At 43.3% G+C, this 14,523-nt stretch carries 18 protein-coding genes; 6 read left to right on the plus strand and 12 right to left on the minus strand.

Annotated elements, in window-relative coordinates; all coding sequences use genetic code 11:
• Positions 1–33: 33 nt before the first annotated feature.
• The 7 genes from AC1VOR_RS02450 to AC1VOR_RS02480 all read right to left on the minus strand — a co-directional run bounded on the left by AC1VOR_RS02450 (position 34) and on the right by AC1VOR_RS02480 (position 5,084).
• Entirely contained in the window at positions 34–369 is a 336-nt protein-coding gene (locus tag AC1VOR_RS02450) for a thioredoxin family protein (RefSeq protein ID WP_482615649.1), read from the minus strand.
• 51 nt (positions 370–420) lie between these two features.
• Positions 421–1,344 carry a thioredoxin-disulfide reductase gene (gene trxB, locus AC1VOR_RS02455; protein ID WP_482615650.1) on the minus strand — a complete coding sequence of 308 codons (924 nt, stop codon included), beginning with the start codon at positions 1,342–1,344 and terminating at the stop codon, positions 421–423.
• A gap of 72 nt (positions 1,345–1,416) precedes the next feature.
• Positions 1,417–2,523, minus strand: coding sequence for a flavin monoamine oxidase family protein (locus tag AC1VOR_RS02460; protein WP_482615651.1), 1,107 nt, complete (start codon positions 2,521–2,523; stop codon positions 1,417–1,419).
• On the minus strand, positions 2,520–3,173 hold the full coding sequence (locus tag AC1VOR_RS02465; protein WP_482615652.1) for an ArsR/SmtB family transcription factor: 654 nt from the start codon (positions 3,171–3,173) through the stop codon (positions 2,520–2,522). The genes AC1VOR_RS02460 and AC1VOR_RS02465 overlap by 4 nt, the downstream gene beginning before the upstream one ends.
• A gap of 133 nt (positions 3,174–3,306) precedes the next feature.
• Positions 3,307–3,627 (minus strand): thioredoxin, encoded by a 321-nt coding sequence (trxA, locus tag AC1VOR_RS02470; RefSeq protein ID WP_482615654.1) that lies wholly within the window; start codon positions 3,625–3,627, stop codon positions 3,307–3,309.
• 102 nt (positions 3,628–3,729) lie between these two features.
• Positions 3,730–4,686 (minus strand): alcohol dehydrogenase catalytic domain-containing protein, encoded by a 957-nt coding sequence (locus tag AC1VOR_RS02475; RefSeq protein WP_482615656.1) that lies wholly within the window; start codon positions 4,684–4,686, stop codon positions 3,730–3,732.
• A gap of 110 nt (positions 4,687–4,796) precedes the next feature.
• On the minus strand, positions 4,797–5,084 hold the full coding sequence (locus AC1VOR_RS02480) for a hypothetical protein (RefSeq protein ID WP_482615658.1): 288 nt from the start codon (positions 5,082–5,084) through the stop codon (positions 4,797–4,799).
• A gap of 456 nt (positions 5,085–5,540) precedes the next feature.
• Between AC1VOR_RS02480 and AC1VOR_RS02485 the strand changes: the two genes are divergently transcribed.
• Positions 5,541–6,203, plus strand: a complete 663-nt coding sequence (locus tag AC1VOR_RS02485) for an ArsR/SmtB family transcription factor (RefSeq protein WP_482615659.1) — start codon at positions 5,541–5,543, stop codon at positions 6,201–6,203.
• A gap of 91 nt (positions 6,204–6,294) precedes the next feature.
• Here AC1VOR_RS02485 and AC1VOR_RS02490 read toward each other — a convergent pair whose 3' ends face one another.
• From AC1VOR_RS02490 to AC1VOR_RS02500, 3 genes are all read right to left on the minus strand, one after another.
• Positions 6,295–6,729, minus strand: coding sequence for a MarR family winged helix-turn-helix transcriptional regulator (locus tag AC1VOR_RS02490; RefSeq protein ID WP_482615661.1), 435 nt, complete (start codon positions 6,727–6,729; stop codon positions 6,295–6,297).
• A 119-nt stretch (positions 6,730–6,848) separates the two neighbouring features.
• Positions 6,849–8,537, minus strand: a complete 1,689-nt coding sequence (gene lpdA / locus AC1VOR_RS02495) for a dihydrolipoyl dehydrogenase (RefSeq protein WP_482615663.1) — start codon at positions 8,535–8,537, stop codon at positions 6,849–6,851.
• A gap of 57 nt (positions 8,538–8,594) precedes the next feature.
• Positions 8,595–9,035: an OsmC family protein gene (locus AC1VOR_RS02500; RefSeq protein ID WP_482615665.1), complete on the minus strand. Its 441-nt coding sequence runs from the start codon at positions 9,033–9,035 to the stop codon at positions 8,595–8,597.
• A gap of 89 nt (positions 9,036–9,124) precedes the next feature.
• Between AC1VOR_RS02500 and AC1VOR_RS02505 the strand changes: the two genes are divergently transcribed.
• Entirely contained in the window at positions 9,125–9,511 is a 387-nt protein-coding gene (locus AC1VOR_RS02505; protein ID WP_482615666.1) for a hypothetical protein, read from the plus strand.
• Positions 9,512–9,639: 128 nt separating this feature from the next.
• On the opposite strand, the gene AC1VOR_RS02510 is transcribed toward AC1VOR_RS02505, so the two are convergent.
• Together AC1VOR_RS02510 and AC1VOR_RS02515 are read right to left on the minus strand one after the other, a co-directional pair.
• Complete coding sequence (locus AC1VOR_RS02510; RefSeq protein WP_482615668.1) at positions 9,640–10,098, minus strand: SMI1/KNR4 family protein; 459 nt, start codon at positions 10,096–10,098, stop codon at positions 9,640–9,642.
• Between the two features lie 115 nt (positions 10,099–10,213).
• Positions 10,214–10,768, minus strand: coding sequence for a collagen-like triple helix repeat-containing protein (locus tag AC1VOR_RS02515; protein WP_482615669.1), 555 nt, complete (start codon positions 10,766–10,768; stop codon positions 10,214–10,216).
• 162 nt (positions 10,769–10,930) lie between these two features.
• On the opposite strand from AC1VOR_RS02515, the gene AC1VOR_RS02520 reads away from it, so the two are divergent.
• The 4 genes from AC1VOR_RS02520 (at position 10,931) to AC1VOR_RS02535 (ending at position 14,509) form a co-directional block, all read left to right on the plus strand.
• Positions 10,931–12,421 carry a ParB/RepB/Spo0J family partition protein gene (locus AC1VOR_RS02520; RefSeq protein WP_482615671.1) on the plus strand — a complete coding sequence of 497 codons (1,491 nt, stop codon included), beginning with the start codon at positions 10,931–10,933 and terminating at the stop codon, positions 12,419–12,421.
• 210 nt (positions 12,422–12,631) lie between these two features.
• Positions 12,632–12,985 carry a DUF7768 domain-containing protein gene (locus AC1VOR_RS02525; protein WP_482615673.1) on the plus strand — a complete coding sequence of 118 codons (354 nt, stop codon included), beginning with the start codon at positions 12,632–12,634 and terminating at the stop codon, positions 12,983–12,985.
• Positions 12,978–13,685, plus strand: a complete 708-nt coding sequence (locus tag AC1VOR_RS02530) for an antirestriction protein ArdA (protein WP_482615674.1) — start codon at positions 12,978–12,980, stop codon at positions 13,683–13,685. The genes AC1VOR_RS02525 and AC1VOR_RS02530 overlap by 8 nt, the downstream gene beginning before the upstream one ends.
• A gap of 29 nt (positions 13,686–13,714) precedes the next feature.
• On the plus strand, positions 13,715–14,509 hold the full coding sequence (locus tag AC1VOR_RS02535) for a DUF6674 family protein (RefSeq protein ID WP_482615676.1): 795 nt from the start codon (positions 13,715–13,717) through the stop codon (positions 14,507–14,509).
• Positions 14,510–14,523: the final 14 nt, after the last annotated feature.

Here is a 14,523-nt window from a genome sequence, read left to right on the forward strand (position 1 = left end):
ATTTAAGTAGTGTCCTATAATGATTTCGACTCATTATAAAGATGCAAAACAGTAAACCTGCTCAATTTGCTCCTTTAACTGCTCAAACCGAACAAACTGATCCGCTCTTACATATTCCTTTTGAACAAAGAACAACAGTAAGGCAGGTACACTAAAAGTCAAAAATCTAGCAGCTACCGTTTTAACTTGATTAGCATTTATGAGACCCAGTTGGATATGGGGATAGTGAACAAGCAATTCCCGTAGCTTCGGCAGAATAGCGTGACACACCGTGCACTCCGGCGTCCATATATAAATAAAACTCAGTTTATTTTTATTTATAAATATCTCGACTTCGTTCAGTGATGTCAGTTCTAGGATTTCCTTCAAATTACCACCTCCGGAAAGGGGAAATACGTGTATTAATATTCAATTCCGAACTCAGTCAAGGGATTCTATAAACTTTTCACTATCTAAGGCTGCCATGGCTCCACTACCCGCTGCAGTAATTGCTTGGCGATACCGATGGTCCTGAACGTCTCCGCAAGCAAAAACCCCGGGGATGCTAGTCTCCGTTGTACCTGGAGTCGTTACAATATAACCATTGGTATCTGTAGTGAGCTGCCCATCAAGAAAATCGGTATTCGGCTTATGCCCGATAGCGACAAATATTCCGTCAGCATGAATGGACTCTTCTACACCTGTCTCGTTGTTCTGGACCCTCAAACCGATTACCCCACGCTCTCCAGCCATCACTTCCGTCGGTGTTTTGTTCAGTGCCCACTCAATTTTTAGATTTGCCCGCGCCCGATCTTGCATAATTTGGGAGGCCCTTAACTCATTACGCCGATGAACGACAATCACTTTAGATGCAAATCGCGTTAGAAAATTAGCTTCTTCTAAAGCGGTGTCTCCCCCGCCCACCACGATTAATTCCTTATCTCTAAAAAAGAAACCATCACATGTAGCACAGGTGCTGACACCTCGGCCAATATTTAGTTTTTCATTAGGTATTCCGAGATATTTGGCACTGGCACCTGTAGAAATAATAAGCGATTCAGCTTCAATTCCACTATTTCCTTCTAATTGAAGTTTAAAAGGTCGAACGGAGAGGTCCACTTTATTAACCCAACCGGCACAAAATCTTGCCCCAAAGCGTTCAGCTTGTTTTCGCATCAACTCCATTAATTCCGGGCCTAAAACCCCTTTGGAGAAGCCGGGATAATTCTCAATTTCAGTCGTTGTCGTTAATTGTCCGCCTGGCTCTGGTCCCTCAATAACAAGTGGGTTCATGTTAGCTCGAGCCAAATAGATAGCTGCGGTTAGTCCGGCGGGACCTGTGCCTACAATAACCGATTTATACATCGTTCCCATCCCCCTCTTACAATTATTATATTCAATCAATTGATTGAATTATAATGAAAGACTTTTCTCTAGTCAATGCTTAGACTTAAAGCGTTTTATGAGTTCATACACAGCTCGTTCAGTTGATTGAAGAGCACCTTCAAGATGCCCACCTTGTATATGAGAGGTTTCCGTACCTGCAAAAAAGATTTTTCCGTACTCGCTTTGCAACCCCGTTGGTAGTCCATAACTTGGATAGTTCTGAATGGGCTCGGCATCTTCATCAACGGCCGTTTCCGGGTCACTCGACCAGTCTTTATACAGTAAGGCTGTGTTATTTTCTGCAAGTGGTCCAAAAAGTCGGATCAATTGCTCCCGAACCAGTTTCAAGACCCCTTCCTCTCCCATTTCCATACGCTGCTTTGCAGATGTTCCAAAGAAGCCGAAGAGCGCGCCCGAGCCAGTAATCGGAGATGCATCGTGAATTTCCTGTAAAGGACCTACCCAACTAGTTGCAAATCCGGAGAGGCCTTGTTCACGCCAAAATGGACGTTCATAGATGGCTACGACTTTTGCCTGCGCCGCCATCCATGTCGGCTTACTCATTAAGCTCATCATGAGCTCAGACGACAATTTCGGATCGAAGGTGATATGTCGGGCCACAATTCGTGGTGGTAGAGCTATAATAATGGCATCTGCTCGAAGGGTTTCCTTTTTTCCTTGAACTTTTATAAGAAGAGATTCGTCCATTTCCGTATGAATTGAGGTCACTTTTGTATTAAGCTCTATGGTTCCTTTAGGTAAAGTTGCTTCTATGGCATCTATGAGTGTCTGAACGCCGCCTACAAATCTGGCTGAGCTTTCCATAGCTCCTTCTGGTAACATATAGCGCTGGGGCGGCTCATGTCGTGATCGTTCTGAAACGAAGAGCCCCTGATTATATTGCGTAAACGTTTCTAGACCGAGTTCATTCACGAGTTCCGTAATTGCGGGTTCATATTGAGGCCAGAACCATGTGGGGCCAAGGTCAAATTTTCCAAGCTCGGACTTTCCTGTTATTTCCTGACTTAAGACTCTCCCTCCAGTACGCTCTTTTGCTTCTAGAACTCGGCACGGAATCCCTCGAGCGGTAAGTAGTGAAGCTGCTCGAAGACCACTTAAGCCTGCACCGATAATGACAACAGGATCTTTTTTATTCATGTTACACTCCATTCCTGTACTCCTTCATCTATTCGAAAAGCGGTAAATCCCCTCGTCTGTATGTGTTCAACCGCCTCTGCGGTATTCACACAATAGGGACCCCGGCAATAAGCTGCAAGTTCAATACGCTGTGGCAGATTTTGCAAATACGCATCAAGCTCTTCTAGCGGAACAGATATCGCTCCCTCAATATGTCCTGCTTCGTATTCGTCTTTAGGACGAAGATCCAATACAATAATCGAGTTTTCAGCCATTCTCTGCAATAAGTCTTTTTTTGAAATCGTATGAACCCCTTCATACTGTTGTAATAAGTCTTCTTTGATTCGGGGAATGTCGGATAACCGATTCTCACAGAGATCCCATAAAGCCAGTAAAAATTTAGCCACCACTGGATCTTCCAGACTATAGATGGCATAGGTGCCGCTTTTTCTGCATTTTACAAGCCGCGAATCCCGCAATATTTGCAAATGTCTCGATACGTTGGCTACACTCATCTCGGTTTCGTAAGCCAATTTCTCAACAGATTTTGGACCATTCGAAAGTAAATCCAGGATTTCAAGTCGCTTATCGCTGGACAACCCCTTTCCAATACGGGCATATTGCTGATATAGTCGGTCTTTAATGGATGGCTTTGAAGGTACTGTATTCATAATATCCCCACCCTTATTTTCAAATTGGTAAGAGCTTAGCCCTCTGCATATAAAAGGAGAGCCAACCACACGGATTGACTCCCCTCATATCCCCTAAGACAAGTCGATTATTCCTGCTCATCTTTCCTTATAATTATTTTACAAGGAGGTTCGAAATTTTTGCTTGAAGTATAGGCTTTTGATTTATACCGATCATTTGATCCACCAACTGTCCATCTTTAAATAGGAGTAGAGTTGGGATACTGCGTACACCGAATTGAGATGCCAATTCTGAATTTTCATCCACATTAACGGTAGCAATCGTTGCCTGTTCTCCTAATTCATCCGCTAGTTCATGTACAATAGGTAACTGAATTTTACAAGGCCCACACCAAGGCGCCCAAAAATCAACTAAACTAACACCGGACTGGATGGAACTCTGAAACGTTTCTTTTGTCAATGCTGTTGCACTCATTATAAATGCCTCCCTAAACCCTTTTGTTTTTATATTCAATTGATTAATTGAATTATAATATGAGACTGTTACTTCGTCAAGATGATTTCGGTTATTTACTCTCTAATTTCGCAACACAGCACGAAAGCGAGTTTTAGACGACATCATTTTTTCGTAGGCTTCATTGGCATGTTCTAACGGGAAAATTTCAATCTTTGGACGTACATCGGTCAGTACACTAAAACGAATTGCTCGTTCAATTTCTTTAGCATGTCCAGTAAATGTTCCACGAATAATATGCGGGCCTTTCAGTAAATCCCTAGCGGACAATCCTATGGGTTCAGCCGAACCCGCTGCAATAATGAGTTCACCATCCGTACCCAGCCCTTGAAGCATGGAAGAAATCAAATTGACATTTGGTGCAGTCGCCAGAATAACCTTGGCCCCACCTAGAGATTTGAGTACAGAGGCCGGATTTTCCTTTTCGGAATCAATATAATAATGCGCCCCAAGTTCTCGCGCCAGCTTTTCTTTTCCAGCGCTTCGTGAAATTGCAGCCGTCTGGAATCCAGCCTTCTTTGCATACTGTATCGCAAGATGCCCGAGCCCGCCGATACCTAAGACAGCTACAAGATCCCCTGGACGGGCTTTGCTGTTTCGAAGGGCACTAAAGGTTGTCTCCCCCGCACACATTAATGGAGCTGCTTCCTCAGAGGTTATCTCATCAGGAATCTTCGTCAGACTATCCTCATAAGCAACCATATATTCCGCGTATCCACCATCAATCGTCAGGCCCGTCACATGCTTATCGCCTCCATGCCATCCAATACCTACACGCTGTCCGAGTTCCCACTTTGTTGTGCTTAATCCAAGCTCCTCCACTATACCAATGACCTCATGTCCCGGAATCCGCGGATATTCAGGGGCGAACCCGTTAATTGTACTCGAATCTCCATTGCAAACCCCACATGCTTCCACTCGAAGAAGTACTTGCCCTGACCCAGGCTGAGGCAATGGAAGTTCGACCAATTTCATTTTTTCTCCTTTAGCTGGAATCTGCATGGCTCTCATCATTTTCATGCTCTTCCCCTCCTGCACTTTGATAGAAAATCCAAAATACGAAAAAAGAACCGATGAGGACTGTCTTCTCCCGGTTCTTCACTGGCCAAAATTAAACTTAATTATTTGATTTAGTATACACTGTAAATTCGAATTTCCGGATCAACTTGAAGCAATGGCTTCAGTCCAACTACAACATCCTGATTGAAAAGTTTGCTTTCCAGATAGGCCTTCGCATTTGCTTCACTGCTAAAACCGTGAAGGACTTGAACATCTTCGTCACGAACTAGCAATTCTTTGGATACAGCCCCACTAATTGCCGTAAGGAAGGGCTCCTTGAATGTAGTATACACCTTTGTAGCAGCCTCACGGTCTGAAGCATTGATTTTCAATGTAATTTGCAGATAAGCTTTTTCCATAGCAGATGTTCCTCCATTTTATATGTATTGATTGATTTCATCAAAATTCAAATAATCAATCAACTAATTGAATTATAACAAACATTTGCTGTTCCGTCAAAACACTATTTAATTTGTTGTTTGCAAATTTAATCCTTCCATTTAATAATTGAATAAATCATGTTAGAATTCAATTATCCAATTGACCGACCATTTAAGAGATAAAAGGAGTTTTCAAATGAATTGGAAGGAAATTTTGGCAAAATCGTCGGAACGGGGACAAGAATTTTAAAGCGTGGTACGACTTGTCCAGTCAGGTCCATGCGTCTAATGAATATGAACAATATTTGAAGGACTAATAGATAAATCGATTAAAAAATAGCTCATATGATGGCAGTATTAGATGATTAGATTATATGAGTTTTTGGATAGTTTTGTTTAACTATAATTAACGAAAGAATAGAGGTTTAGCAAGTTATGGAGAATATCTGTAATGAGGCGAAGAATTTCAAAGATGATCTATATAAGCAATTATCCAGAATTGGAAAGAGTTTATCCAGCGACAAAAGACTGGAAATTTTAAACTTATTATCTCAAGGTTCTAAAAGTGTGGAGAAGCTTGCTGCTTTCACAGATATGAGCATCGCGAATGTATCACGGCATCTTCGAATTTTACTTGAAGCAAAATTGGTTAAATTCACCAAAAAGGGCACCTACGTCATCTATTCATTAGCAGACCCGGCCATTGTAGATTTTCTATCTTCCTTATGGCGTATCAGCGAAAAGCAACTCCCTGATATTGGAACAATCAAGCGAGATTTCTTGGAAAACCTAGATGACATTCAGACCCTTTCCATGGATGAAGTTAAGGAAAAATTAAATAACGAATCCATCATTTTGTTAGATTTACGTCCCAAAGAAGAATATGACACTGGTCATATTGACGGAGCAATATCAGTCCCTATTGAAGACCTCGAGCAATTAATTCAAGAATTTCCGCAAAACGCAGAAATCGTAGCTTACTGCAGGGGACCGTTGTGTGTCTATTCAGCATTAGCCGCCCAAAAATTGCAAGCCGGAGGCTTTACCGCTTATCGAATGGAAGAAGGCATAAATGAGTGGCAGCGACACTTCCAGTAATCTACGCCAATAGGTTTAAATAAGAAAAGAACTTCCATATGTAGGAGGTTCTTTTCTCGCTATTTATGCAGAGTTCTTTAGTTGAACATATTTAGTTTCTATCTTTTGATGCATTCATAACCATAATACTCAACACTTTTTTAAACGTTTGAAGATCATCTTTGGAAATATTGGCTATCGTCTCATCTTTAAACTTTTCAGCTATTGGCAGCAAATCCAGATAGACCTGTACCCCTCTTTCAGACAGCTCCAACTGTTTGACTCGTTTATCGGTATGGATCCCTGACCGATTTAAGAAGCCTTCCGATTCCAGTTTTTGAATTAACCTGACAACACTGGGTTCTTTTATGGCCATTTTATCCGCCAATTCACGCTGGGTAATGGATTCGCTTGTATGGATATAATACATCGCAATCCATTGACTTCGCGTCATATTATACGGACGAAAATCTTTCTCCAATTCTTCTGCAAACACTTTTGCGCTACGGTTTGTAATAAAGGCAATACAGTCATCTAAATAGAACAAGGATTACACCAACCAATCAACTTTTTTTTATCTTAAACGAATCTCCTCTTTTCGAAATTATTATAACAAAATTATGTTGTTCCGTCTTAACCAACTTTATTTTTATCAGAAATGATGGATCATGCTTGATGCAACGCTCCAATTCCTAATCCAAACGCAGCCTCATGGATCACCTCTCCTGTAGTCGGATGGGCAAAGATCGTCTGAGTAATTTGTTGTTCGGTAAGCCCGTTAGCAACCGCAAGAGTAAGGCTACTAATTAGGGAAGAAGCATCCGGACCGACAATGGACCCTCCAACGATCTTTCCAGAGTAATTATCTTTGACCAGCTTGATAAATCCTTCCGATTCATTCATCGTAAGAGCCTTCCCATTGCTTTCAAAAGATACTTTACTCACACTATAATCCATTTCCCGCCGCTTACATTCATCCTCCAGTAAGCCAACGCTAGCAATCTCAGGTGAGGTAAAGATCACATTTGGCACCGCTGAGTAATGCATACTACTGTCCTCACCAAGCATGGTATCTACAGCCGTAATGCCTTGATGTGAAGCAACATGTGCAAGTTGAATGATATTTGTGACATCCCCAATCGCATACACATGGTTTAAGTTCGTCCGCATTTTTTCATCAACAGCAATGCCTTTACCTTTATCATTTAATTGAATCCTCGCTTTTTCAACGTCTAGCCCGTCGAGGTTTGGCTCGCGTCCAATAGCGACCAATACTTTTTCACTAACAAGAAGATGCTCGCCCTTAGTGTTCTCATAGGTGACAATTGCCTGGCCTTCGCTAGCACGTTGAATTTTGGACACCTTGGAGTTCGTATGAACATGAATCCCTGCCTGTTCGGCTAAACGCTTAATTTCTTCTGAGATGTCACTGTCTAACATTGCTAGCAGACGCTCCATAAATTCGACAACATGTACTTCAACTCCCAAGTTGCGGTAAATGAAGGCGAATTCCATTCCAATAACCCCACCACCGATGATTGTAATGCTCTTTGGCAGTTCTTCACAAGAAAGTGCTTCTGTACTATTCATTACAAATGGCAGATCAATTCCTGGTATATTCACTTTAGAAATTTTAGATCCTGTTGCCACTATAATGCTCTTCGCCGAAATATGGTAGTTAATATCACCTGTTACTTGCACAGCATTCGGTGAAAGAAAAGAAGCATCGCCACGGACAACCTGAACTTTGTTTTTATCCATTAAAAAACCAACGCCGGATACCAATTTCTCTTTGACTTCATCTTTACGACGAACAATCTGCCTCATATCGACTTGAAGTTCATTTCCTGTTTTTATACCAAACATGGAAGAATTCTTAACACTGTGACAGACTTCAGAAGACTTGACCAATGCTTTTGTAGGAATACAGCCTACATTCAAGCAGGTTCCCCCCAATGCCTCTTTTTCAATCAACGTTACCTGTAGACCTTTTTTTGCGGCATAAATGGCAGCCACGTAACCTCCCGGCCCCGCTCCAATTATAAGCAAGTCCGTATTTATATCACGAGTTTGTTGATCTTCAGTCGATGACTTATGAGGCTCCGATGGATCTACCGCCTCCATTTGAATTGTCTTCAACTCAAATAAAACTTGACTCGAAGCAATCTCTCCGCCTTCTTCGAAAAAGATATTACTGATCGTACCGTCTTCGGTTGCTGTGATCTCACGATTCCCTTTACCCGTTTCGATCTCTGCCAATACATAGCCCTTAGCAACCTTTTCGCCTAGTTTAACATTAATTTTTCCCGCTTTCCCTTTTTTCCCACCGGGCATAAGCGACATTTTAATTTCCATGAGTATGCTCCTTATTTAGCTGATAAGACATAAACAGAACTTCTTATAGTGAATCTATCAGTGTCTGAATACTCCTGCTTTAACCAATTTCACACCATTGGCAAGACAATCGCCCACCGGACATGTTTTCTCAATAAACTCTGCAAAGGCTTCCGCTTTTTCCTGACTTTCATTGGTTTTGAAATGCATGGAAAAACGGATTTCCTGGAAACCGGGTCTTACATCGGCTAGTCCCATAAAGCCATCTGGATCCAAATCTCCTTCAAGCTCAACATGGAATTCGTCATAGGTGAAACCATTAGCTTCCGCAAAAGCACTCGCCACAATAGATTGACAGGCCCCCAATGCACACAAAAGCGCTTCAACCGGGTTCATTCCCGCATTGGTGCCTCCTAAATCCTCTGGCTCGTCCATTAAAATTTTGAATCCTCTTGAATTAGTCTCAACCTGTAATCCATCAGGTAATTTCTTCGCAGTTGCTTTAAAGGTAGTTAACATAGTATAGCCTCCTAGTTTTATTTGTGAAAATAATAACATACTCTTGCCATTTAATCAATAGTTAGCTAAGTAAGTATTTAGCAATATCTTTGGATGGAGCTATATACGTTGCAGGAGGTGCAGATAACGCCACACAATTTAGTGATTTTGAGAAATATTTTGGAGGCTCAACAGTACCCAACCCAGAACCTCAGCCTGAACCTGAGCCCAATCCTCAACCTAACCCTCAGCCAGAAGGAAATCGTGCCATCCTTGTAATCACAATGAATATAGATCTTGAGAAAGAATTTGACCTTTCCATGAGTAAGGTTAATAATTTCATATCTTGGTATGAGAGTAGACAAACCGACATAGGAACGACTTCGTACGCAATAAATAAACATGACAACAACAAAGGGCCTTTTAGTTCAAGGAAAGATTACGTAATCTTTGATAAGATTTTGACATTTGAAGTTAATGAATATAATTCTCTTTAAAATTTAGAGTCGCCAAAAGCGGCTCTTTTTTTATTTCTCTATTCCATAGCTACAATAGTCACGAATAAAAAGCGACCTTGCCATCCTTAAGTAGGATCAGCAGGGTCGCTATGGTCGCCAAAATAAAATTAAGTTCGCTCATCAATCAACTTCTCGAGAAATTCCGCAAACGTTGCAGCGTATTCATCTACATAATCATTCATGAGATCATACAGCATCACCGGAAATTCACCATCCTCGCTGAGCGTTGACGTATCGAAGAAGAAAAGCTCGTCCCCATCCGGGACAAACAAATCCAGGCGATTGGGAAAACGGCTTACCCACCAGTCCTCACCCAGATTCAAGCGATGTATATAGAGGAGGTCGCCGTCAAACAGCTCTCTATGCTCCGGAGGGGCAACTGTGAGAATGCTGCCATCACCGAATCGGGCATTTCCGTAATGAAGCAGCCACCAGCGGTACGAGAGCGGTAAACGAAAGCCAAGCTCCTCTTCCACTTCTGTTATCCAGCTCTCCTGCGCTTCATGGCCAGGAAAGCATTTGATAACTGTTGTCGTCCTCAGCTTCTCTTGCAAACTTTCATACATATGTCAGGCTCCTCTCTTTGTATGCCAAGGTTAGCCTTTATTATAAAGATCCGGGGTAGGCTATGCAATTTCTTCACAAGTCACTTTAGAATATCGGTGATTTACCTGACGGACGTCACACGTCCAAATACATTACAGTCAAATTTGCCGTTGCCGCAAGAGCAGGCAGAAAAATTACATTTCCAGTGCTGTTGTTTATGGTAAGTACAGCCGGTACGCTAGTAATAGGTATAAATTCAGAGCCGGTAAATTGCTCTGTAAGGAAGGGGGAGGAAGAATTGGAATGAAGAGTTCCATTAATATTGAACGAGAGGGTCGCAACCGGAGATAAGGTAGAGCCGTCTATGGAAACCCACCAACTGACAAAATAGTTTCCAGGTTCTGTGATGATGATTTCCCCGGTCATGCTGTTAAACGTAACTGCACTGCCCTGTGAACTGATTAAGGTATTAAACGGAACGGCTGCGCCATCCAGCAGATTCACCGTGGTTGGTGTAATATATTGGACTTGTGTGCCTGATAAGACTGATGGAGGACCTGAAGGACCGGTGTCGCCCACAGGCCCTTGCGGTCCTGTTGCACCTGTTGCTCCCGCCGGGCCTGTTGCACCTGTAGCTCCTGCTACACCTGTCACTCCGGTAGCGCCTGTAGCTCCTGTGGGGACTGTCATAATAGGAAAACCGCAAAAAAGCCCGGTACACGGGCAATAAAATAAAATTCGAGCTATCACATTACACAAAATACCGCCCCATTGGACAAGCAGGGCGGTATTTTTGTGTCTGGATAGTGAGACTTCGGGTCAACTTGGCCCGTGTCAAAGGAGGTAAAGCAAATGTCAAAAACGGAGCAGGAAAAGCTGGAGACAGCAAACGATAACTCTAAGAATAAAATTCCTGCCAAGGAACAAGGGGCTTCTGTTAAGGTGACACAAGCAACCGAAAAATCCCCTAGTCCGAAAACGAAAACAGAGACATCCGTTCCAAGGAAAGATCCCGTTTCAAAAGAGCAGCAAGAGCTAAAATCCCAGCCGCTTTCTCCTAGCGGTCAAGGACATATCCCTACTTCCGGAGATATCGTCGTACCTTTTGAGAAAATCATAGAAATGGCTGCTAAGAAAGAACCCGTGAAGGAAGTAGAACAAAACGGTTCCCGTGATAAGAAAATAGTAGCGGATAAAGCAGTCTCAAGAACCGAGAGTACCCCGAAGGATAAGGAAAAGCCGCTTCCAGATGTGAAACAGCAAACGAAGCCCAAAGCCAGTCGGAACAAGGCTACCGAGAAAGTGGATAAGCAGCCTTCCCAGCCTACTAAACCGAAGGTGGCATCGAAGACTGTAACCACGAAGGAAAAAATTGAACAAAAACCAGCCGCTGGGATTGACGGCCAATCTAACGGAGCCAATTCTTCCGAGCAAACACAACAAGCCGTATCTTCTGCTTCTATAGAAGCAAAGAAAGCGCCGCGGCCGGACAAACAGGAGCAAATTGTATATTTAAAGCTTTCGGAGCTTCATTCGTTCAAGGATCATCCGTTTCAAGTCCGTAATGACGAGGAAATGTCAGCTATGGTCGCCAGTGTAAAGGACAAGGGCGTTACCCAGCCGGCTATTGTACGTCCGCGCGAAGGAGGCGGCTACGAAATTGTTTCGGGACACCGCCGCCAAAAAGCGAGTGAATTAGCTGGCATCGCGGACATCCCTTGTATCATCCGCAACTTGACGGACGAGCAAGCCATTACGCAAATGGTAGAGGACAATACCAACCAACGCGAAAATATTCTTCCTAGTGAACGGGCCAAAGCATTAAACATGCAATTGGAAGCTATTAAACGACAAGGTGCGCGAAATGGTAATGGGCAACGCTCCAATGAAGTTGTAGCCGAACGCAATAAAATGACGGTGAAGCAAGTACAGCGCTATATCAAGCTGAACGCGCTTGTGCCCGACCTGATGAAAATGGTAGATGAAAAGAGAATTGCCTTCACTCCCGCTGTAGAGCTTGCCTTCATTACACCAAAAAATCAAAGCTATATTGCTATCGCCATTGAGGGGCAGCAATCGTCCCCTTCTCTATCACAAGCACAGCGGATGCGTGACCTTGACCAAAAGAAGCTATTAAAACCTGATGTAATTGACGGCATCATGCTTGAAGAAAAAAAGGAGGTTGACAAAGTGATTATTTCCAGTCAAGAACTAAGCCAGTATTTCGGCAAGGAGAAAACCCCTCGTGAAATGAAAGATACTATTCTCCAACTGCTTAACGAGTGGAAGGAAAAGCAGCCGGAGCTTGCCAAGCCGGAAAAGAAAACAGAAAAGGAAAAGTAAGGACTTCGGTACAACGTGACTCGAAGTTCTTTTTTTGCGGGGCTTTGCCCCACACCCCAAAGCTCTAAGGATAGTTAATTATCCCCGTCGCCAATTCAGAGGTAGCATAGCAGGGAAAATCATCCTTTGAGCCGCTCCCTTTCCAAGATTGGAAAGGGCGGGGGGATAGGTTGATGTTGTATGTATTTTAAAACGGAGGTGCTTTTTCACATGAAACGACCTTTAGCATATATTACTGCCGCGTGGAGTGGCAATCATCATACAGATACCGAGCAGGCCGTGCAGTATTGCCGTGCCGTTTACGATGCTGGTTTTTCCCCCATCTGTCCTGTCTTGTATCTTCCGCTATTTTTAAAAAATGCCATCCCGGAAGAACACAAAAGCGGCATTGACATGAGTCGTGACCTGCTGCGCCGCGCCCATGTACTTGTCGTGTGCGGAAGTGATATTGACGAAGATGTCAAAAACGATATTGCCGTTGCTGGACGCTTGAAGATTACAGCCACGACATTAGAAGGAATTTTGTTTGTGAAGACACAAGGCCGAGTGAAAGACCATGATTGAAGCCTTTGTAACCAATCTGGGGCGATATAACGAAGGGCACTTAATTGGGGATTACTTAAAACTTCCCGCTACTACTCAGGATGTTCAAGACCTTTTCAAGCGTATCGGTGTCGATGGAATCCGTTATGAGGAAATCTTCATTAAGGATTATAAAACCGCTATTCCGGCTCTGCGTGACTATTTGGGAGAGTCAGAGAGCCTAGATGAGCTGAACTACCTCGCTTCCCTACTGGAAGACTTGCCAGAATGGGAAGCCGAAAAGTTTGCTGCTGCGCTGGAATTTGGCGAGTTCAACAGCGTCAAGGACCTCATTAATTTAACAGGAAATTTGGATGGCTATGCATTCATTGATGGGATTAAAAGTGAGGAAGATTTAGGTCGCTATTACATCGAAGAATTGGGCGCGATGGAAATACCGGAGCATTTACAGAGCTATATGGATTACGAAGCCTACGGCCGGGATGTGTGTATCAACGAAAACGGTCTCTTTGTTGATAGTGGCTATGTGTTGCGGACAGAAGACAGCTTTCGCGAAATGTATAGCGGCATAGAAGATTTACCCGATGACAATCCCATTTTCGCCTATCCAAAATCTGAAAAAGCTTCTATTCGCGACACGCTCAAGCATTATCAAAGAAAACTAGAGATTGAGCCAAGTTCGGGTAAAGACCGCCCCTCTTCGACCCAAGAAGAACGATAGGCTATTTTAAATTGAAAGGAGAAATCACAGTGCCTAGACGTAAAGCACCGACAAGCGCACCTATTTTGAAGAACAAGCAAGTACAAGAGTTGCTGGGGATATTGCGTGAGAACAGTCTTCCATCAACCGCCGATTTTCTCAGCGTCTTGAACCAGATGAATGCCATGGAACGGCAGCTTGACGCAGCGGTTAAAGAGCTTGCCGCTGTACGACAGAAATTAGAGGCGGCACAAGAGCAGAATCATCCCGTAAAAACAGTCTTAGTGAAAACCAGTCATGCTATGCAGAGTCAGGTGTTTGACTTGCGCGAACAGTTTTCCAAGCTCAAACAAACGTTCATTGAGGGGTGCAAACAGGCTGTTGCCGATTTTAAAGAAAAGGGCTTTTCTGCTTTAGACAACGCCATGCGCTTCTTTAAAATCAAACCTGCATTGGAAACCATGAGAGATAATCTCGACAAATGGATTCAGCTTGGGGACAAAGCCATTGTTAAAATTGAAGCCATCAGCACCGAATACCACCAAGCCGGAAAGCATTTAAAAAATATGGGCCGTGCCGCCATGGGAAGAGAAGCGAATGAGGAAGTGAAACAGCCCGGTAGGCTGGCAAATACTATTTCTGCTCCTTTTCGTATGGAGCTTTCCCATTTTGGCAGCTTGAAAAAGCAGGTGGAGCAAGCAATTGGAGCCGTTACCCGATTGGAGGAACGGACTGCGGAGAAAAAGCCTTCGATTCGTCAAGCTATCGAAAATCATCATGAGGAGAAGAAGAATAAAGAAGCACCTGCTATGGAACGGACCCGCTCTGCTCATGTGGAGCGATAACCAACCTCGGGTCA

Source organism: Paenibacillus sp. 1SOY10, from assembly GCF_056836745.1.